Raw genomic sequence first — 22,551 nt, forward strand, 5'->3', positions numbered from 1 at the left:
CCTGCATCCGGTCTTGCTACTTGATACTAGCATCTTGATACTTTATACTAGCATCTTGCTACTCATTTCAGTAGTTAGTAATTAGTCGTTAGTCATTAGACATGGAGCCTAGTCTGCATCCGGTCTTGCTACTTGATACTTACATCTTGATACTCAATACTAGCATCTTGATACTAACCTTTCCCGCACCCGTCCTTCCTCCTGGTATCAATTAAATAAACAATCTTCCAGCCAGCTTCTCCTTTAACCAGCTGAAAAGAATTAACGCCGCAATGGCTAAATTTATCATCCAGATAGAATTTGTAATCTGTCCAAACTACAGCCAAAGGGCCATCGATTAGAATCTTAGTAAATACTATCCGCTCATCGAATTTTTCTTTATGAGGTGTGCCAATAAATTTGATAAATTCTGCTACAGATTCTGTTTTTACTACCGCTTTTCCGGTTTTAGTACTAATGGTTTGCAGGATACAGTGATCAGCAAAAGCCAATCGCGCAATGGTACTGTCGCCACGCTTCATACCTGTAAAAAGATTGTTGATTGTCTTTTTAATTGCATCCTCCTCGTTGGTTTGCGCGACTACTTTTAGGGTAATTCCGATAAAAAATAGTGCAAAAAGCAGTAGTTTTTTCATGACTTCTTCGTTACGTTACTCCAATAAAATTATACTATTTTTGTGAAAGAAGGGACAAGATACCGCGATGTTGTAAAAAACTTAGGATTATCCACACATTTTAGTTACAGGCAAAAGGCTTTATTTTCAATTAATTAGAATCTTTTCAGGCTTGGATGTTAATAATTATTTCTAAAACGAATAATTAAATATTGTAAACTTATATGGTGTTATTCTGCTATTTGGCACGGTTCTTTAATAGTTATATATATGGAAGAAGAATTCTTTTTTGAATCCAACGAAGATGCGCAACGCTCTGTAGAACGTTATGAAGAAATGCTCCGCAATAAGGACCAATATTTTTTCGATGCACACGCTTTTGAATACATTGTAGATTTTTATATCGAAAAAAATGATCCTGTAAAGGCTTTGCAAGTGGTAGACTATGCCATTAGTCAGCACCCCTATGCAACCGTATTTTTAATTAAGCAGGCCCATCTTTTCATCCTCACCAATAATCATGAGCAGGCATTTATTGCTTTGCAAAAGGCAGAGCTTTTAGAGCCTTCCGAACCAGATATCTATTTATTGAGAGGGAATATTTTTCAAAATACCGAACGCTACGACGAGGCTTTGGAGAATTATGAAAAGGCACTTGGTCTTGCCGAAACCACGGATGAAATTTTATTGCAGATGGCTTATGTTTATCAAAGCATGTCTGATTACGAAAATGCCATCAATTACATCAAGCTTAGTTTAGAGCAAAACATGGAAAACCAGGATGGTTTATACGAGTTGGCTTTCTGTTATGATGTATTAGACAAGCAAGAAGAAAGTATCAAGTTTTATCAACAATATATTGATACAGATCCCTATTCTTATGCCGCATGGTATAATTTAGGAAACAGCTTCCACAAATTAAGCCTTTGGGAAAAAGCCATTGATGCTTATGATTATGCCATTTTAATTAAGGAAGATTTCAGTTCAGCTTATTTCAATAAAGGGAACGCCCTAGTTCAATTGGATAAATACCAGGAGGCGATAGACGTTTATAAACAAACCTTTGAGTATGAACAACCCAATGCCGATACCTATTGTGCCATTGGAGAGTGTTATGAAAAACTCGAAAAAATGGATGAAGCCCGATCTTATTATAAAAAATCGGTAAAAATGGACCCAAAAATGGCTGATGGATGGTTTGGAATAGGCGTTACCTTAAATTTTGAGGAACGTTATTTTGAATCTCTTCATTTTTATAAAAAGGCCATTGATTTAGATGGTGAAAATCCAGATTTCTGGTTTGCTATGGCAGATGCCTATTATAAATTGGGTCAGGTAGACGAATCTATTGATGCTTATGAGAAAGTTTTAGAGTTTAATCCGCTTGATATTGAGGCTTGGTTAGATTTTAGCACCGTGCTTTATGAGCAAGGAAAGCTATTGGAAGCTTCAGAAACGATGGCAGAAGCGATTAAGAATAACCCCGAAGCTGCAGAATTATACTACAGAATGGTGGCTTATTTATTTGCCTTAGGAAACTATAATGATGCCCTGGGATACCTGGAAACGGCATTATCTACCGATCCGGATAAGCATTACATCCTTTTTGAGTACCTGCCCCAGCTACAAGATAATAGTGCCATAATTAATGTTATAAACCGTTACATCAGATAGGATTTGTGTGAGAAAATTTTGACATTTAAAATCTCGAAATTTTTTTCACTTTTGTAGGCATATGAATTACCCATTATTAAACGTTCCCGAACGTCCTGCTAAACCGCGTCAAAAAGGCGTAACCATGGTTATGGATAAGGGATTAAGCCTCCGTCAAGTAGAAGATTTTATTGAAGTTGCAGGTGTACATACAGATATCGTAAAACTAGGCTGGGCAACATCACACGTTACACCTAACCTAAAAGAGAAACTGGCATTATATAAAAGTGCTGGTATTCCAACTTATTTTGGTGGAACCTTATTTGAGGCATTCATTATTCGCAATCAGTTCGAAGATTATCAACGTGTTTTAGATCAGTATGGCATGGAGTATGCCGAAGTTTCTGATGGATCGATTGAGATTGAGCACGATAAGAAATGTGAATACATTACTAAACTGGCCCAGCAGGTAACAGTAATTTCGGAGGTAGGAAGTAAAGATGCTGCAAAGATATTTGCGCCTTATAAATGGATTAAGCTGATGCAGGCCGAAATTCAGGCCGGATCCTGGAAGGTTATTGCTGAAGCCCGTGAAGGTGGAAATGTTGGTATTTACAGAGGAAGTGGTGAAGTGCGTGAAGGATTGGTAGATGAAATTTTAACACAGATACCAGAAGAAACCATCATTTGGGAAGCGCCTCAAAAAGAGCAACAAGTGTGGTTTATCAAATTGATTGGAGCCAATGTGAATCTTGGAAATATCGCACCTGCAGAAGTAATTCCTTTAGAAACTATTCGTTTAGGCTTACGTGGAGATACTTTTGATCATTTCCTGAACTTAGCGAACAAATAATAACAATACTGTTAGTGTAAGGCACGAAGCCGTTTTGAGGAAATTCCTTAAGGCTGTTCCGTGCCTTTATAACGTAAATAGCACTTATGAAAACCTACGGTTTAATTGGATATCCCCTTTCTCATTCCTTCTCTAAGAAGTATTTTACCGAAAAATTCCAGAATGAGGGAATTGAGGATCACCAATATGAATTATTCCCTATTGAGGATATCAAGAAACTTCCCGATCTGCTAACAGAAAACCCAACCTTGTGTGGCTTAAATGTAACCATACCACATAAAGTTAATGTGCTTTGCTATTTAAATGAAGTGGATGAAGCCGCAGAGAATATTGGAGCAGTAAATTGCATTTCGATCAGAAGCTTTGACGGGGAGAACTACTTAAAAGGTTATAACACGGATGCTTATGGATTTGAGGCTTCGTTACAGCCCCTATTGCAACAGCAGCATACCAAAGCTTTAGTTTTTGGAGATGGTGGTGCCGCTAAGGCTGTAAAGTATGTACTGGCAAAATTAGGGATTGAATATCAGGTAGTGGTTCGCAAAGAGCTGCCAGATACGATTTTATATTCAGCTATTATAGCTGAACTTTTGGCCTCGCACACTTTATTGATTAATACTACACCACTAGGCATGTCGCCTCATGTAGATACTTTTCCCGAAATTGATTATTCGCAACTGGGGCCAAACCACTTAGCTTACGACTTGGTTTACAATCCCTTAGAAACCGCTTTCTTGACTAAGGCTGCGGCTCAGGGTGCCCAAATCAAAAATGGACTGGAAATGTTATATCAACAGGCAGAAAAAGCCTGGGCCATTTGGAACAAGTGCTAAATTAGACTTCAACTGCAGGGAAAAAATCTATAGTTACGTCCTGAGTATGAGTTGTACCGGTTATACGCTATAAACATTAACAATGAGGCAATATTAAGTGCTAAAGCCATGAAATTAAAATATCTGATCTTCTTCTCTTTTGCCTGTTCATTGCTAATTACAGCTTGCCAAAACAATGATTATAGTCCAAAACCACGGGGTTATTTCAGGATAGAATATCCCAAAAGAGGATATCAGTTACTAAACCAGCCAGTACCCTATAGTTTTCACTACCCGGTATATGCTACGGTTGAGGCCGATAAAAGCAGGGATGCGCATCAGGATTGGTATAACCTGCACTTTAAGCAGTTTAATGCCTACCTGCATTTAACTTACTATAATGTTTCGGGTAAGGCTGCATATGATGAAATGGTAGAAGACGCAAGGAAACTCGCATTTAAACATACCATCAAGGCGAGTGCCATAGATCAAAAAGTAATTAATTATCCAGACCGCAGGGTATATGGCATTTATTACGCTATAGAAGGCAATACGGCTTCCTCTGTTCAATTTTTTCTAACAGATAGCGCCAAGCATTACTTTCGGGGAGCGCTCTATTTTAACGAGCGTCCACAGTATGATTCAATTGCTCCGGTGATAAAATTTATTAAAACGGATATTGATACACTGATTGCATCTTTTAAATGGAAGAATTGAATTCCGAATAAAACCAGTTAAGCTGTTTGCTTACAGCGATCTAAAAAAATAAGATTATGATTACGGTAAAGAAATTTACATTCAATGCGTATAGCGAGAATACTTATGTGCTGTACGATGAATCGAAAGAATGTGTGATTATTGATCCCGGAATGTACGAGGGATCAGAACAGAATACCCTTGTAAATTTTATCAGGGAAAATGGACTTAAACCGGTTTTATTACTGAATACCCATTGTCACCTCGACCATGTATTTGGTAATAAGTTTGTATTTGATACCTGGGGATTGAAACCACAGTTTAATGAGGGCGAATTGCCCATTTTACAAGCGGTTCCGGGCTATGCTCCATCCATGGGCTTTACCCGCTATGAAATATCCCTCTTGCCGGATGTATTCTTGCCTGAAACGGGAACAATCACCTTTGGGAACAGCAGCTTAGACATAATTTTCGCACCTGGACACTCACCTGCTCATTTATGCTTTTACAGTGCCTCAGATTCATTTTTAATTGGCGGAGATGTACTTTTTTATGGCAGTATTGGCAAAACAGACCTTCCGGGAGGAAACCATGCGCAGTTAATTAAAAACGTTCAGGAAAAACTTTTTGTACTCCCAGAAGATACCGTCGTGTACCCCGGTCATGGCCCGGCAACCTCTATTGGTTTCGAGAAACAACACAATCCTTTTTTCTAAAAAATTGTTTAATGTAAATTGTGAAAGGGGTTTACAGTCCAATTGCGTTTAAACCCTAAACCTTTTAACTATCTTTACCACTGTGAATACCTCCTTCTATATTGCCAAAAGATACTTGTTCGCCAAGAAATCAACCAATGCAATCAATGTGATTTCGGGTATATCTATGGCGGGAGTAATGGTAGGAAGTGCCGCATTGATTATTATCCTTTCTGTGTTTAACGGATTGGAAACCGTGGTACTGGGCATGTTTGACACTTTTACCCCCCAGCTCGAGATTACACCTGCTAAAGGGAAAACCTTTGACCCTCAAACGGCCAGTTTTAAGGAGCTAAAGCAAGATAAAGAGATACTTACTTTTACCGAGGTTTTACAAGAAAATGCGCTGCTAAAATACAACAACAAGCAGGCCGTTGGAATGGTGAAAGGAGTTGGCAGTGATTACTTAAAAAATGAGAAACTGGATAGCACCATCAGAGAGGGAAGATTTGTATTACAAAATAGCAGTGGCGAAAGTGCTGTAATGGGTTCGGGATTACAGGCCTATTTAGCGGTAAACACCGTTGATCCCTTTACCGAACTGGAAATTTTTTCTCCAAAGAAAACCATTTCTGTTAACTCCATTAATCCTGCCGATGATTTTGTAGCTAAGAGTATAAGGGTTAGCGGGGTATTCGAAGTACAACAGGAATTTGATAACGGAATTATTGTTCCCCTTCAATTTGCCAGAGCATTACTTGGGGAAGAGAAAAATGTTTCTGCAATTGAAATTAATTTGAAGCCCGGAGTAGATGTCGACGAATTTAAGCAAACCGTAGCGGAAAAGATTGGAAGTGGTTATGAAGTGAGAAATCAGGCAGAGCAGAACCGATCGCTCTACCATATTCTTACTACCGAAAAATGGGCGGTTTATATTATCCTAACCTTTATATTAATTATTGCCATATTTAACATTATTGGTTCCTTAACCATGTTGGTTATTGATAAGGTTAAAGATGTTGCCATTTTGAGTAGCCTGGGGGCAGGGAAGAAATTAATCAAGCGTATTTTTCTGTTTGAAGGCATGATGATTACCATGACGGGATGTATTCTGGGACTAATTATCGGACTAATTTTCTATTTTTTCCAACACACCTATGGGATTATCAAAATGGGTGAAGATAATACCACGCTCGTAAGTTCTTATCCTATAGCTTTAAAATGGAAAGATTTCATTTTAGTATTTGCAACTGTAGGTGTTTTTTCATTTTTGGCATCTGCTTTGTCATCTAATTTAAGTGTTAAGAAGATCGACCAAATTAATCAAACTATATAAAAAGATGAGGTTATTTAAACAAGCATTGGTATTTGTTGTGCTCCTAGGCGTAGCCGCTACAGCTTGTAGAAGGAAGGATAACGCCCTGAGCGAAAAAAGTAATATTAAAACGGTAAAAGGTCTGTATAGCTTTGGCCCTGAAATGAAATCATTTACGCTTTGCGAAGATGGCAGAGAGTACTGGGTGGCCGATAGCGTGAAAAATTTAGAACTCGCTTACAGTAATTTAAACTTCGAAAAGCCTTATGAACCTGTTTATGTAGAGCTTGAGGGCTATTTTGCTAAGTCAGATACAGCTGTAGTTTCAGCCGATTTTGATTCTACTTTGGTGGTAACTAAGGTGGTCAAAATCAGCAAGGAAATTCCTGATGGACCTTGTGCACAATAAGTATTTATATTTTATTTATAACATAAAAAGCTTTCCAAACCAGGGAGCTTTTTTTTATTGGTTTGTACTTTTGATGAAAAGGTAACCACAGAAAAAAAGAGGTTACACAGAGCAGCACAGAGAAATGAAACCTATTTTGCCACGGAAACACGGAAAAACACAGAACTAATTGTATGTCTTGCATGGTAAAAAATTTGGCGTTGAGTTTCTGAACCATATAAGCCATGTAAGACCATTTGAGCCCTTAGGTGCCTGAGGTGGTTAAAAAAATAAACCAGCTACTTTCCGATAAAAAAGGTAACCACAGAGAAAAAGAGGCTTTACACCGAGTAGCACAGAGAAATGAAACCTATTTTGCCACGGAAACACGGAAAAACACAGAACTAATTATATGTCTTGCATGGTAAAAAATTTGGCGTTGAGTTTCTGAACCATATAAGCCATGTAAGACCATTTGAGCCTTAGGTGCCTAAGGTGGTTAAAAAATTAAACAAGCTACTTTCCGATAAAAAAGGTAACCACAGAGAAAAAGAGGTTACACAGAGCAGCATATCTCAATTTGCCACGGAAACACGGAAAAACACAGAACTAATACCTTAATGGGCTTATATGTCTTACATGGTGAAAAAATTGGGTGCCTAGCCTCTGAACCATATAAGCCATGTAACACCATTTGATCCTTAGGTGCCTAAGGTGGTTAAAAAATTTAAACCAGCTTTGCGGCCTTTGTGCCTACCCTCTGCGTACTTTGCGGTTAAATAGGATATGGGTTATCAACGCATAGTCTCACCAACTCACCAATTAACAATCATCCTCCCTTAAAATCCATAACCTTTTCTTAATCTGAAGGTATAGTTCCCTTAATACAGCAATGACATCTTTGCGGTCATAAACAAATCGGAACTAATCATGATCAAAAATTTACTCGTTGCAGTATTTTTATTGTGTTGTTATGTCACCAATACGGCATATGCACAAACTACACAAGCCTCTATTTCGGGGATTGTTACCGACGAACAGAAGAAACCCATTCCAGGTGTTTCCGTTCAAATAAGAAATAACGCTACTGGTTTTACCACCAGAACCTCTACAAACGCACAGGGCGAATATACTTTTAAGGAGCTTCCATTGGGTGGTCCATATACCGTTAAGGCAGTATATATTGGTTTTGGCGATCAAACCAGAAGTGGTTACATGCTTAATCAAGGTGATGCGGTTAAAATCACTATTAACATGCAAGAAGCCTCACAAAACTTAGAAGCAGTAGACGTTGTGGCATCGGGTTTAAGAAACAAAGTGAAAAACTTTGGTGCATCTACAGAGATTTCGGCAAAAACCATGAATCAATTGCCAGTTAACGGTCGTAACTTCTCTAACTTAATGGATCTTTCTCCTTTAAGTCGTGGAGGGGGAATTTCTGGCCAGTTGGGTTCATCTACTAACTATACCATTGATGGTATGGGCGCAAAAAACCCTACATCAGCAGGGGCTACAACCAGTAGAAGCGGTGCACCATATTCGATCTCTATGGAGGCTGTACGTGAGTTTAAAGTAATTACCAACCAATATGATGTTACTTACGGAAGAGCAGGTGGTGGTACGGTAAGTGCTGTAACCAAAGCAGGTACCAATACCACTAGCGGAAGTGCTTTCATGTACGGTCGTGCAGATTGGTTATCATCACAGTACGATATCAGGGGAGTAAAGCGCGATAACGACTTCTCTACCTATCAGTATGGATTTACTTTGGGTGGCCCAATCATTAAAGATAAATTACACTATTTTGTGGGCTGGGATCACCAAAGAGATGCGCGTCCGTTAATTATTGCCGATATTAAAGGAGAGGCGGATGAAGCCAGATTTAGAGTTACAAACAGTACATTATCTAGCTTTCTGGATGTTGCACGTTCTAAATATGGCGTAGCCAATACTCCTCAATATGGTTCATTTGATAAAAAACGTGGCTCGGATGCTGCTTTTGCCCGTATCGACTGGCAAATTGACGAGAAAAACTTGCTAACCGTTAGAGATAATTATACTAACGACAGAAATCCCTTAGGCTTAGCAGATAATACTGCAATTAACTTCTTTGAGAGTTACGGCACAGACAAAAACGTAGACAACAACTTATTGGCTACATTAAGAACTACTGTTAGCAGTAAAATTACCAACGAGTTAAAGGTACAGCATTTATACACTTTTCAGGCCAGTACACAAAACAGCGAATTGTCTAGTGCTATCCCAAGAGCGATTGTTTTTAACGTTCCTTCAACCCTTTCATCAGGAGCAAATGTGGGCGCAGATATTCAAATCGGTGGACACCGCTTCGGACAAGAAGGTTTTACCAATAACGTAATCCAGTTAGTAGATAATTTCTATTATAATACAGATAAAGTCAAATATACTTTTGGTGTTGATTTACAGTATACAAACGCGAAATCGCTCTATGGTAGCGAGGTAAATGGCCGTTTTGAATTTAGAAATACTGGTGCAATAAGTTCATTCGATAACTTTAGTAACTTAATCCCGAACAGATTTTACCGTGAAGTGCCTTTAATGGCCGATCCAACTGTAAAAGCTAATATTTGGAATACCGCTATTTACGGGCAAATGCAAACTAAACTGGCTAAAGGTTTAGAATTTACTGGAGGTATTCGTGTTGATTATAGCGCCTATCCTAAATCGCCGCTGAACCAACAATTGTTTGATGCTATTGGTGTAAGAACCGATCATGAGCTCAAACAGTTTTTAGTGCAACCAAGAATCCAGTTCGACTGGGATATTAATGAAAACAGAACAGATTTTGTACGTTTTGGAGCAGGTATTTTTGGTTCTGACGTAAACAATTATGTAACCATTAACAACTTAACTTTTGATGGTAAGCATTTGGCAACGGTAGATGTAATTAATACAGACGTTCCAACACCAAACTTCATAGGTTACAGAAATGGAACAGCAGGGACTCCAACCTTATCTTCTTTACAAGTACCAACCATTAATACTTATGCAGAAGATGCTAAAATTCCTGTAATTTATAAGGCAAACTTATCTTACAGCAAATTAATTACCGATCGCTTAAAGGTAGGTATTACCGGATATGCAACATTAGGACGTAATAACTATATGTATGTAGATAGAAACATGGTTGCAACACCTTTCTTCACTTTAGCAAATGAGGATAATCGCGGTGTTTTTGTGCCAGTTTCAAGTATCGGAACTACAAATGGTACCGCAGACTGGAAAGGCGGTCGTTTAACCAATCAGTTTGGCCGTGTGCTAGAACTAAATTCAAAAGGTAGGGTAAATCAATTTGCTGTTGTAGCAGATGCCACCTGGCAGTATTTTAGAGATGGCGAAATCTTTGTAAGTTATACCTGGAACGATACGAAAGACAATACTTCTTTCAATGGTAACGTAGCTAACTCGGCAACTTTATCGCTTCCGGTAAAAGACGATCCGAGAGATTTAAGTAAAATGAGCTACTCTGATAACCATTTCCGTAATAAAGTAGTGATTTATGGTACCTTGCCAACTTTTTATGGTGTAACGGTAGGGGTGCGTTACTCGGGTATTGGTGGTACGCGCTACAGCTTATTAGCAGGTGGTAACATCAATGGAGATTTCGTTGCCACGAACGATTTAGCTTATGTTTTTGATAGAAACAACCAAAATGTACCTCAGGCTATCCGTACAGGTTTACAAAACCTTTTGGACAATCCATCAGCCAGCGAAAGTTTGAAAAGATACATTACCAGATATTCGGGCCAGATCGCAGAGCGTAATGGCGGAGTTAACGATTTCTTCGGTATTGTTGACGTACGTGTAAGTAAGAAATTCAAGTTTGGAAACAAACAAACTTTGGAGCTTTCTGGCGATATCTTCAACTTTGGTAACTTGTTGAATAAGAAATGGGGAGTTAACGAAAATTTGGTTAACCAGGCTCTATATGCCGTTTCGGGTTTCGATGCAGTTAATAAAGCCTTCACTTATCGTGTAAATAACACGGGTGTTGTTACGCCTTCAGGTAATCCTTGGCAAATGCAGATTGGCTTACGTTACGGATTTTAAGGAGTAGCTAAATTTCTTAGTATAAAGTCATAAAAAAGGGGAATGGATTTTTATCCGTTCCCTTTTTTTATGTTTGTATTTCAAACGACAAAACTTTCATGGGCTTATTATTAAAATACTTAAAAAAGCACAAGTGGATTGTGGCCTTGGCTCTACTGCTTGCAGCTATCAATATAGGGTTCTCTTTATTGGATCCATACATTACCGGACGGATTCTAGACCGTTACATTAACAGAAAAGACTTCATGAGCCGCAATGAATATTTGTGGGGTTCACTGGGGCTTATTGGTCTCGCTATAGGCGCAGCGATGGTTTCGCGTATTGCAAAAAACTTTCAGGATTATTTTACCAGCGTAATTGTGCAAAAGGTTGGCGCAAAGATGTATGCAGATGGATTGCAGCACTCCTTAAAATTACCTTATCAGGTGTTCGAAGATCAGCGAAGCGGAGAAACTTTAGGCATTTTGCAAAAGGTAAGATTGGATACGGAGAAATTCATTACAGCATTCATCAGTATTCTTTTTATCAGTTTAATAGGAATGGTTTTCGTAATCGTTTACTCGGTTACCGTGAGCTATAAGGTAACTTTGGTATATTTTTCAGCCATCCCCATTATCAGCTTTGTGAGCTGGTTTTTAAGCCGTAAAATTAAAACCATTCAACGGTCTATTGTTGGCGAAACTACGGCATTGGCCGGATCAACTACCGAATCTCTTCGTAACATCGAATTGGTAAAAAGTTTAGGCCTGGCCGATCAGGAAATCGATCGCTTAAATAAAACTACTTACAAAATTTTAGGTTTGGAACTTAAAAAAGTGAAATACGTAAGAAGTATGAGCTTTGTGCAGGGCACTACAGTAAACCTGGTGCGAAGTACCATGATTGTGGTATTATTGCTGCTCATTTTTGAGAATACCATTTCTGCCGGACAATATTTCTCTTTCTTGTTTTATTCTTTCTTCCTTTTCGGGCCGCTACAAGAGCTTGGCAATGTTATATTAACCTGGCGGGAGGCAGAAGTATCGTTAGGGAACTTTAAAAAGATTTTGAGCACACCAGTAGATAAAAAGCCTGCTAATCCAAAGTCGGTACAAAAAATACACGATTTAACCTTTGATAACGTACTGTTTAAGCATCAAACGGCAAATAGAAATGCTTTAGAAAATATATCTTTCAAAACGCATAACGGTCAAACAATAGCTTTCGTAGGCCCATCGGGTTCCGGGAAAACTACCCTGGTGAAATTGTTGGTTGGTTTGTATCAACCTAAAGAGGGCGCAATTTTGTATAATGGTATTCCAAGCAATGAAATTGACCTGGATATCCTGAGAGAGAAAATCGGTTTTGTAACGCAAGACACGCAGTTATTCTCTGGTACGATTAGAGAGAATTTACTTTTTGTAAATCCTAACGCTACGGATGAGGAATGTTTAAAAGTGCTACATCAGGCAGCATGCCAAACATTAATGTCTAGGGTAGATAAAGGATTGGATTCTGTAATCGGCGAAGGCGGTGTTAAAGTTTCGGGTGGAGAAAAACAACGTCTTTCTATTGCACGTGCTTTACTACGTCGACCGGATATTTTGGTTTTTGATGAGGCTACTTCTTCATTGGATTCTATAACTGAAGAAGAAATTACCAAAACCATTCGTTCCGTTTCGAATTTAACCGATCACATTACCATTTTAATTGCACACCGTTTATCTACCATTAAACATGCCGATTGCATTTACGTTTTAGAAAAAGGGCATATCATTGAGCAAGGTAATCATGAAGAACTGATTGCGCAAAATGGTTTATATCAGGCCATGTGGCGTCAGCAAATTGGCGAACGTATTGTAGAAGCATAGTTTTTTTAGTCATCAGTCTTGAGTCCTCAGTCAGGAGTCTGTTATGTCCAGACTTTGGACTAAGGACTACTTCACTTCCATTGTGGAATTTAAATGGTTTATTTCAGGACGTGTTTAGTCCTCAGTCAGGAGTCTGCTATGTCCAGACTTTGGACTAAGGACTTCAGACTAAGGACTAATTCCGGATTACAACATACCTTTGAGTTTCATAACTCAACATTACTTAAACCGAGTCCAAGACTCTCCTCCATTAACCAATCCGTAGAACTCCTGCGGAACTCGACGGACAGGATTGATTTTACCGGACAACACTGAGTCAGGAGTCTGCTATGTCCAGACTTTGGACTAAGGACTAATTCACTTAGACGTTTGATCGTGGATATCCTGCAAACTCAATTTCGTTAAAGATTTTGTTTTCAACCAGGTAATTCCTGCGATGGCAATGGTCATACTCCCTCCAAAAACTACGGCCGGAACTAATCTCATATATTTTGCAGTTAAGCCTGATTCGAACTCTCCAATCTCGTTAGATGAGCCAATAAACATACTGTTTACTGCAGAAACCCGTCCACGCATTTCATCTGGCGTAAGCAACTGCATAATGGTCTGCCTGATGATTACACTCACGCTATCAAATGATCCCTCCAGGAATAGGAAAAATAAGGTCAGGTAGAAATTTTTAGATAAGCCATAGCAGATAATACTCATTCCAAATCCGGTAACAGCAATTAATAAGTTTCTCCAGGGTTTACCCATAGGCGAGAAGCGGGTCATGAGCAACATGGTAATTACGGCACCAGAAGAAGCTGCTCCACGCATCATGCCTAAGCCAAAAGAACCCAGGTGGAAAACGTCTTTGGCAAAAATTGGAAGTAGGGCAACCGCGCCTCCAAAAAATACAGAGAAAAGGTCTAAACTCATCGCCCAAACCATCATCTTGGTTTTGAATACGAATTGAATACCCTCTTTTAAGCTCGCAAATATATCTTGTGTGGGAATAAATGTAGCAGGATGCTTTTTAAATGAAATAATGCAGAGCAAAGAAATAGATATTAATACTACAATTACACTGTACGCAGCAGTAATTCCCCATAGCCAGTTCACTAATCCACCAAGCATTGGGCCAATAATGGTAGCCAATTGCCAGCTGCTACTGTTCCAGGTACTCGAGTTTGGGTACAAGTCTTTAGGTACAATTTTAGCCATTAATGAAAATGTGGCTGGACCGAAAAATCCTCTTGCTAAGCCAATGCAAAATACTAAGCCGTACATAATTAATACAATCAGGCTTTCTTTCAGATGCAGGTATTTGCTGGTAATGAGCAACATAAGGAGTGAAGCCAAAAGTACACCCGAGAAAATCTTGATTAGCAATCCTCTTTTTTCACTCTTATCGGCAATGTATCCACCATAAAGTGCAATTCCAATGGCAGGGATGGCTTCGCACAAACCAACTAAACCCAGTTTTAAGGGATCGTGGGTTAAATCGTAAATATGGTAACCAATAACAACAGCCTGCATTTGATAAGCAAGTGTAAAAAAGAATCGCATGCCTAAAAACGATCTGAACTCTTTATATCGCAAGGCCGCGAAAGGATCTGGTTTTACTAAAACCGAATTGGGGTCTGAATCTGCCACAGGAAAATATTTTCTTGCAAAACTACGTCATCATAAATTAATAGGCGAACAAATCTCTTTTTTAGCACCCTTATTTTTCTATTATAGCGTAAAAATATTTGTTTAAACCTTTTAAATTATGTTGTAAAACAAAAAGCCGATGGATATTGCTACCCACCGGCCTTTTAAGCAGGGCTTTTTAATACCCCGGATTTTGTTCTAGAAGATTATTCTTGTTTATCTCGTCTCGACTGAAAGGTCTGAAGTAGAGTTTGTTATCCCAGTTTCGGTTTTCCTGAGCATTCTCTACTATAGGGCTATACGTATAGTCATAAACCGTTGGATCGTAATGGTATGGTGCAGACATGGTTTTGCCGGCTTTAAATTTACCTGTAACCTTAATGTAGGTGGTTTTTCTCCCTAAAGTTACATCTGCAATTAGCCATCTGCGGGTATCATGGTAACGTTGCTCCTCGTAAGCCATCTCAATACGGCGTTCGTGACGATAAATGTCTCTTAACTCGGCCTGGGCTGTTGCAGTGATGGCTGGCATCCCTGCCCTGAAGCGAATTTTGTTCAGCCAGTTCTTAGCATTATCCAGTTCTCCAAGCTCGATGCTGGCTTCAATATAATTAAATACTGCTTCGGTATATCTAAAAAACGGCCATGGAACATTTTGCGACATAGAGGCATCTACAATATTCGGATCTGGATCAATAAATTTATGGTAGTAATAACCTGTCCAGCTTCCGTTCCAGTTCTCAATCGTGCTGCCCCTGGTATCTAAACCTTTGAAATCTATCCGGGTACCGTTATCTATCAAATCATAAATTCCAGTCTGTATTTGACTCGCAGGGTCAACATTTCCTGAAGCTTTATCACGAGGCTTCCATCCTGCACCATCATATAAAATAGTGGCATAAAACCGTGGATCTCTGTTTTGGTATGGGTTGGCTTTTTGCACTGCATTGGTCCAGCTAAACTTTGTTCCGTCGTTCATCTCATAATCATCTACAAGCAAACCAATAGGGGTATTGCCTGCCCAATTGTGATAACCATTGGGGCCATTCTGTTGAGCATGTTTAATATTGTTTTGAATAATAAAATATCTGGCAAAGATCAATTCTGATGCAGCACTAAGATCAACGCCTGGAGCAGCACTTCCCCCACCCATGGCTATACTCTTATAGTTTTTAGTCCCATCGGCCACAGAAACAGGTGCGGTTAGACTGAGCTTATAGCCTGTGCCTAAATCCATAACGGCCTTTGCTGCGGTTTGTGCCAATCTGTAGCGTTCGGTTTGGTTACCAGAGCTATAACTTAAAAAATCTAATTTCTGTGCCGGGATCCCACTAATTTTGGCCGTAAGTTTTGTGCGGTCGTGTAGGTCGCTGGCAGCATAAATGAGTACTCTGGATTTCAGTGCTAGCGCAGCAAGTGCCGTTGTACGTCCTTTGTCCATTGTTTTTCCAGTAAGTAATCTATTAGCCTCTTCACAATCTTTAATGATGAAATTTACGCATTCTTCATAGGTATTGCGCTTTACATTAAAATCATCAGTTAAACTGTAGGTTTTAGTGATAATGGGAACAGCACCATAAAATCTCAACAACTGTTGATAGAAGTAGGCTCTTAAAAAATAAGACTCACCCAAAAGTCTGTCCTTCAAGTCTTGGCTGGTAAGCCCATTATTTCCGCCAGCAATTCTTTCAACAGTAGTATTGCAAGCTCTAATGCGATTGTACATTGCTTTATACGCCCAGCTGTCGTTTACCCAACCCAATGTAGAAGGGTTAATGGTTCCGTTGTTAACTAAATCTATCCCTCTTGTAGGGTGGGTAAATAGAGATTCATCCGAAACTGAAGATAACATCTCTTCCGAGAAACCGCCATTCCCTAAACCATTGTAAATGTCGTTAACAAAAGCTTGAGCAAGTGCTGCATCATTCCAAACCAGTTCTGATGATATTTTATCTGGCGGAGTTACATCCATGAAGTCCTTTTTACAAGAAAGGGTAAAACAGGTTATAAGCGTGAGCAGATATAGGTTTATATTTTTAATTGTTGTTTTCATGTTATTCATTGTAATTGATAAACAGTAGGACCTTTCTAAAAAGCGGCTTTAATACCAAAGTTGATTACTCTTGCCTGCGGATAATACTGACCACTTGAATTGGTAGATTCAGGATCCCAAATTTTAATTTTATCTACGGTGAACAGATTAAGTCCATTTGCGTAAAGTCTAACGCTGTTTAAACCAACTTTTTCGAGCCAATTGGTAGGTAGTGTGTAGCCTAACTCGATGTTTTTCAGTCTGATATAGTTGTTGCTTCTTAACCAGTAGGTATTATTTAAGGCATTATTACCATCGGTATAATAGGTTGCCCCACGGTTGGATAGACGAGGGTTTACCGAACTTGGGTTATCAATGCTCCAACGGTTGAGGTAAGACCATTCTAAGAAGTTTCCTATGTCGCCAGACTCTGTAATTCCCACAATCTGCTTTCCACCTGTTGCCCCCTGGATGAGCACTGAAAGGTCAAATCCTTTATACTGAACGTTAAAGTTAACCCCTCCGGTAAAAGTAGGTGTACCGTTTTGGTCCAATCGGATTTTATCGTCAGCATTAATTTTGCCATCACCGTTGATATCCTTGAATTTCATATCGCCAGGGCGCAAATTGTTAGTTAATGCACTATAATTAATTCTATTCGCGGTGATTTCTGCCTGATCCTTAAATACTCCGTCATAATCATAAACTAACCAGGAGTTGGTTACCCTGCCGGTAGAACGTTGCCATTCCGGAGCACCTGGCGTTTCATCCCAGAAAATGATTTTATTTTTAGCATATCCCCCGTTTACACTCACACCGAAATTTAAATCTCCGATCTGATCATTGTAGCTTAGTTTAAATTCAAAACCTTTGTTATTTACCTTTCCCAGGTTTACAGGCGGCAGACGATCTACAATTCCCGAACTTTCAGGAATAGAACTTCCACGGCTAATTAAGATATTGGTTCGTTTGTTATAGAAATAATCAAATTCTAAAGACAGTTTGTTATTCAGGAATGACGCATCTAAACCGATGTTGGTATTGTTAGCTACTTCCCAGCCAAAATCCAGGTTGGGCACCTTGCCTTCAAAAATGGATTTTGTAATGGCATCGTTAAAAACGTAACTGCCAAAGTTCATTAAACTGAGGTATTGATATTCTTGAAGGGCATCTCCAAAATAGGCTTCAGCACCCATTTGTCCCCAGGAAGCTCTTAATTTTAAGTTATTAATAAATTTAACATTGTCTTTGAAAAAAGCCTCTTCTGATAAGCGCCAGCCTAATGATACACCAGGGAAGAAGCCAAATCTCCTTGCAGTAGGGAAGATGTAAGACCCATCTACACGCCAGAGAAACTCAGCCAGGTATTTTTCTTTATAGTTGTACCCAGCTCTTCCAAAATAGCTTAATCGTGCTCTGTTATATAAGTTGTTTGGATCTCCGGGATTATTCCCCAGCGATTGCTCTCTTTCGTCTCCGGCTAATAATTCTTCAATAGCTGATGATAAGAAATACCTTCTGAATGCCGTAAATCCATCATTCGTTACCTGCTCGCGGGTTACACCAGCCATTAAACCAATGGTATGATCTCCTAATTTTTTATCATAATTAATCATACCGGTTAAGTTGGTTGCCAATTGGCCCCCAGCTGTTTCCCTAAGTCTTGGGTCGGTGTACTGAGAACGTACTGTCCCGGTTAATACAGGTGTAACGCCATCTGCCTGAAAGGTCTTCTTATCCCAATCGTACAGTGTCCAGGGAAGTTGCCAGTTTTTTTGTCTGCCCGAATATTTATCAATGGCAGCTGTTCCGGTTACTTTTAATCCATCCACTCCCGGAATTTTAATTTCCACTTTACCAGTGGTTTGAAGATAATCTCTGATATCTTTATTGTATCCGGTTAAATCAGTGGTAGATACAACGGGGTTATACCCATATTCAATGTCCCTTCCCGGTAGTCCGTTAGGCCATACGGCAATTTCGGTTGGTCTTCCCCGCATCAAAAACCTAAAAATATCACCAGCGCTTACCGTTGGGAAATTACGGGCTTCTTCTCTGGCTGTTACTCCAAGTGTTGTGGTGATGTATTTACTCAATTTAGCCTCAAGATTAATACGCATATCGTATTGCTTGTAGCCGGTAGCCGATTTTTTGTAGTAACCATCCTGATCTAAATAACCAAGGGAGATTAAATACTTCACAAACTCACTTCCTCCGTTAATTTGTACGTTATGTCTTTGTTGAGGCGACCATTCCTGAAATGTCGTATCAAACCAGTCTGTATTCGGGAAACGCAGTGGATCTGAACCATCTGCGAGTTTTCTAATTTGGTCAGGGGTATAGGCTGCATTGAGTGTTTTTCCGGTGGGAGATTGATATACTCCAGTGGTTTTAAAACTGTTCCACGCGGCCGACCATTCGCTAGGGTTAAGATCCGAACCAAATATGTTGAGCTCATTTAAAATCTCTGCATACTGTGGCGAATTGGCCATTTTAGGAATTCTGGTAGGTTGTTGCAAGCCATAACTAAAATCATAAGAAAATTGGGGTTTCCCATTTTTACCCAATTTGGTGGTGATGAGAATTACACCGTTTGCAGCTTGCGAGCCATAAATAGCTGCCGATGCATCTTTTAAAACCGATACACTTTCAATGTCGTTCGGATTTAAGCGTTCCATACCTCCGGCCCGATTTGGAATCCCATCAATTACGATCAGGGCATTGTTGTTTCCTAATGAATTAATTCCCCGAATTCTAATGGTTGAACCATCATAACCTGGTTCTCCACTGCTTTGAAGCGCAGTAACACCTGGTAATCGGCCTGCCAATGAGTTGGTTAAATTTACCGATGATGATTTTGCCAGTTCAGTACCTTTAACGGCAGCAACAGCCCCTGATACAACCGCTTTTTTCTGTGTGCCGTAGCCCACCACAATAACTTCCGATAGGTTTTGGTTATTTTCAGCTAAATTGACATTTATGCTGGTCTGGTTTTTTACCTGCACTTCCTGGTCTACATAACCAACATAGGTAAATACCAAAACTCCATCTTCTGGTGCTTTTATACTAAATTTTCCATTGCTGTCGGTTACAGTACTGGCAGTGCCCCCTTTCACTTTAATGCTAACTCCGGGAAGCGGACCTCCTTTAACATCACTTACCTGGCCTTTTACAATGATGTCTTTAAGTAGTAGTTTGGAAAGATCGGCCGGCTCTTTTTCGGTAGAAAGCCAACTAGCAGCTATACTCGTTAACGGAGAAAGTATACAGTATCCTCCGAATACAAGAAGCAGGCTACGCTTAGCAAAAGATCTCAATAGATTTTTTTTCATAGGTTCTAGTTAATTTTTGGTTAGATAATTTGTAGTTATTTGGTTTACATATAAGTAAGTATTTGAGTGTTTTTTGTGTATTATTAAAACGCTTAGGCGATAATGTTAAGATATACGACTCATGATCCCCTCAAGGGGCACTTTGATTTGTATTCTTTACTTGTCGAATCTACAATTATCAATTTTCAACCAATAAAACCTGTATTATCACATAATTTGTGGGTATCAGGGCTTATTAACTACAGAGCGGGATTGCCCTAAGAGGGGTGTATCTAGCTAAACAGTTTATACTTGGTTACCGCAATATAAAAATTATTATCAATTTTGGAGCGGGGGTAAATCAATAAAAATAAAGGGGCTGATTGATAAAAAATTATTTTACAACTACATATTGTAGGATAAATAATGCAATCGTTTGCGTTGTTGTAAAGAAAGAATTTTTGAAGAAAAATTATGTTGAGATGGTTATTATCTCCAATTAACTGATCTTATCGAAAGAGATTCCTCTCTGAAGTTTTTGAAGATAAGCCTTTAGCATTGAATTCTCCGGCTTGTCCAGTTGTGGGTCATCCTCGAAAAGTGCAATTACTGTATTTCTGGCTTCCGATAGAATAATTTGATCGCTGGCCAGATCAGCAAGTTTAAGCTCTAAAACACCACTTTGTTGTGTGCCGGTAATATCGCCCGGGCCTCTCAGCTGCAAATCAATTTCCGAAATTTCAAAGCCATTGTTGGTTTTTACCATGGTTTCCAATCTTATCCTGCCCTCTTTACTCAGTTTGTTGCCACTCATTAAGATACAAAAGGACTGTTCAGCGCCCCGTCCAACTCTTCCTCTTAATTGGTGGAGTTGAGATAGGCCGAAACGCTCTGCATTTTCGATAACCATGACAGAAGCATTTGGAACATTTACGCCAACCTCAATCACTGTTGTCGCTACCATGATGTGGCTCTTACCTTCAATGAATTGCTGCATCTCAAATTGTTTGTCTGCATTTGGCATTTGTCCATGAACAATGCTCATTTGATAATCAGGACGGGGAAACTGATAACTTAGTTGCTCAATCCCTGCTTCAAGGTGTAAGAGATCAAGCTTCTCACTTTCTTTAATCAATGGGTAAACGATATAAACCTGTCTGCCTTTAGCAATTTCCTGCTTCATAAAGCCAAACATTCTCAACCTCTGCCCCTCGTATAGGTGCCTGGTTTCAATAGGTTTTCGGCCCGCAGGCAATTCATCTATAACAGAAACATCTAAATCTCCATACAAAGTCATGGCGAGCGTACGGGGGATGGGTGTAGCCGTCATCACCAAAATATGTGGTGGAATAACATTTTTACGCCAGAGTTTTGCCCTTTGTTCCACGCCGAATCGATGCTGTTCATCAATCACAACTAATCCCAGGTTTTTAAACTGAACTTTGTCTTCTATTAAGGCATGCGTACCGATGAGGATATCAATTTCTCCGTTTTCAAGCTGCTCATGTAGTATGTTACGCTCCTTCTTTTTCGTGTTTCCGGTCAGGATAGCAACTTTCACCAGATCATCAGAAACAAGGCTTATAATTGAAGCATAGTGCTGACGTGCCAAAATCTCCGTAGGAGCCATCATACAGGCTTGATAGCCATTGTCATTGGCCAGCAGCATACTCATAAGCGCCACGGCTGTTTTACCGCTTCCAACGTCTCCCTGAACAAGCCTGTTCATCTGTACGCCACGTTGGGTATCTATCCGGATTTCCTTCACTACCCGCTTTTGCGCATTTGTCAGTTCGAAAGGTAGAAACTCTTTGTAAAACCGGTTTACCTTTTCGCCTACAAGTTCAAAACTTGCACCCTTAAATTTTAGTTGCCTAAGCTGTTTGTTATGCAGTAATTGAAGTTGGATATAAAAGAGTTCTTCAAATTTAAGACGCCTTTCGGCCGCATTTAAATCCTGTTGATTTTTAGGAAAATGAATATTTAGCAGAGCTGTTCTTTTATCTGGTAGCTGGTATTTGTCCAGGATATATTGGGGAAGATCTTCAGTAACCTGGGGAATCACCTGATCCAGTAATCCCGCAATTAATTTCTGTATACCTTTAGAATCAAGGTTAAACTTCTTTAATTTTTCAGTTGAATTGTATACGGGTTGTAAGGTCAGATTTCCTCTTCCAAGATGCCTGTTTTGATACAATTCCATTTCTGGATGAGAAATACTAAATGTCCCGTTGAAAAGGTTTGGCTTTCCGAAAGCGACATAGGCAACCCCTACCTGGATATTGGTATCAACCCATTTTAAGCTTTGAAACCAAACCAGTTCCATGATACCCGTTTCATCTTTAAAAACAGCAATAATGCGTTTTACACGTTTATCCCCTATAACCTTCTTACTAATAACCCGACCAATAATCTGAATGTACTGGGAGTCTGGATTGATTTGATTGATTTTATAAAACTTGGTTCTGTCGATATACCTAAAGGGATAATGGGCAAGCATATCACGAAAAGTAAATAACCCAAGGTCTTTTTTAAGCACATCAGCTTTAGTAGGCCCTACGCCTTTAATAAACTCAACGGATGTGTCTAAAATTGAATGGTACAA

The 22,551-nt window shown here is 39.3% G+C and carries 14 protein-coding genes; 9 read left to right on the plus strand and 5 right to left on the minus strand.

All coding sequences use genetic code 11. The annotated features are described in order from the left end of the window. Positions 1-173: 173 nt before the first annotated feature. On the minus strand, positions 174-635 hold the full coding sequence (locus BMX11_RS20340) for a nuclear transport factor 2 family protein (RefSeq protein WP_090888103.1): 462 nt from the start codon (positions 633-635) through the stop codon (positions 174-176). Positions 636-884: 249 nt separating this feature from the next. Between BMX11_RS20340 and BMX11_RS20345 the strand changes: the two genes are divergently transcribed. From BMX11_RS20345 to BMX11_RS20390, 9 genes are all read left to right on the plus strand, one after another. Then, positions 885-2,288 (plus strand): tetratricopeptide repeat protein, encoded by a 1,404-nt coding sequence (locus BMX11_RS20345; protein WP_090888105.1) that lies wholly within the window; start codon positions 885-887, stop codon positions 2,286-2,288. A 61-nt stretch (positions 2,289-2,349) separates the two neighbouring features. Further along, positions 2,350-3,120 (plus strand): phosphosulfolactate synthase, encoded by a 771-nt coding sequence (locus BMX11_RS20350; protein WP_090888109.1) that lies wholly within the window; start codon positions 2,350-2,352, stop codon positions 3,118-3,120. 86 nt (positions 3,121-3,206) lie between these two features. Then, entirely contained in the window at positions 3,207-3,953 is a 747-nt protein-coding gene (locus BMX11_RS20355) for a shikimate dehydrogenase family protein (protein WP_090888112.1), read from the plus strand. A gap of 108 nt (positions 3,954-4,061) precedes the next feature. After that, positions 4,062-4,649: a gliding motility lipoprotein GldD gene (gene gldD, locus BMX11_RS20360; protein ID WP_090888115.1), complete on the plus strand. Its 588-nt coding sequence runs from the start codon at positions 4,062-4,064 to the stop codon at positions 4,647-4,649. Between the two features lie 56 nt (positions 4,650-4,705). Further along, a complete protein-coding gene (locus tag BMX11_RS20365) occupies positions 4,706-5,344 on the plus strand; it encodes an MBL fold metallo-hydrolase (protein WP_090888117.1) in 639 nt (212 codons plus the stop codon). A gap of 82 nt (positions 5,345-5,426) precedes the next feature. Next, positions 5,427-6,659, plus strand: a complete 1,233-nt coding sequence (locus BMX11_RS20370; RefSeq protein ID WP_175474631.1) for an ABC transporter permease — start codon at positions 5,427-5,429, stop codon at positions 6,657-6,659. A gap of 4 nt (positions 6,660-6,663) precedes the next feature. Further along, positions 6,664-7,047, plus strand: coding sequence for a hypothetical protein (locus tag BMX11_RS20375; RefSeq protein ID WP_090888120.1), 384 nt, complete (start codon positions 6,664-6,666; stop codon positions 7,045-7,047). Positions 7,048-7,956: 909 nt separating this feature from the next. Continuing rightward, positions 7,957-11,115 (plus strand): TonB-dependent receptor, encoded by a 3,159-nt coding sequence (locus BMX11_RS20385; protein ID WP_090888126.1) that lies wholly within the window; start codon positions 7,957-7,959, stop codon positions 11,113-11,115. 98 nt (positions 11,116-11,213) lie between these two features. Further along, the gene (locus BMX11_RS20390) at positions 11,214-12,965 is read left to right on the plus strand and encodes an ABC transporter ATP-binding protein (RefSeq protein WP_090888129.1); all 1,752 of its coding nucleotides are present in this window, start codon (positions 11,214-11,216) and stop codon (positions 12,963-12,965) included. Between the two features lie 357 nt (positions 12,966-13,322). Here BMX11_RS20390 and BMX11_RS20395 read toward each other — a convergent pair whose 3' ends face one another. The 4 genes from BMX11_RS20395 to recG form a co-directional block, all read right to left on the minus strand. After that, positions 13,323-14,603 (minus strand): MFS transporter, encoded by a 1,281-nt coding sequence (locus BMX11_RS20395; protein ID WP_090888131.1) that lies wholly within the window; start codon positions 14,601-14,603, stop codon positions 13,323-13,325. A 178-nt stretch (positions 14,604-14,781) separates the two neighbouring features. Then, positions 14,782-16,656 carry a RagB/SusD family nutrient uptake outer membrane protein gene (locus BMX11_RS20400; RefSeq protein ID WP_090888216.1) on the minus strand — a complete coding sequence of 625 codons (1,875 nt, stop codon included), beginning with the start codon at positions 16,654-16,656 and terminating at the stop codon, positions 14,782-14,784. A 35-nt stretch (positions 16,657-16,691) separates the two neighbouring features. Then, the gene (locus BMX11_RS20405; protein WP_090888134.1) at positions 16,692-19,967 is read right to left on the minus strand and encodes a SusC/RagA family TonB-linked outer membrane protein; all 3,276 of its coding nucleotides are present in this window, start codon (positions 19,965-19,967) and stop codon (positions 16,692-16,694) included. Between the two features lie 478 nt (positions 19,968-20,445). Further along, on the minus strand, positions 20,446-22,551 hold the full coding sequence (gene recG, locus BMX11_RS20410; RefSeq protein WP_090888137.1) for an ATP-dependent DNA helicase RecG: 2,106 nt from the start codon (positions 22,549-22,551) through the stop codon (positions 20,446-20,448).

Source organism: Pedobacter rhizosphaerae (assembly GCF_900111155.1).
Taxonomy (GTDB): Bacteria; Bacteroidota; Bacteroidia; order Sphingobacteriales; family Sphingobacteriaceae; genus Pedobacter; species Pedobacter rhizosphaerae.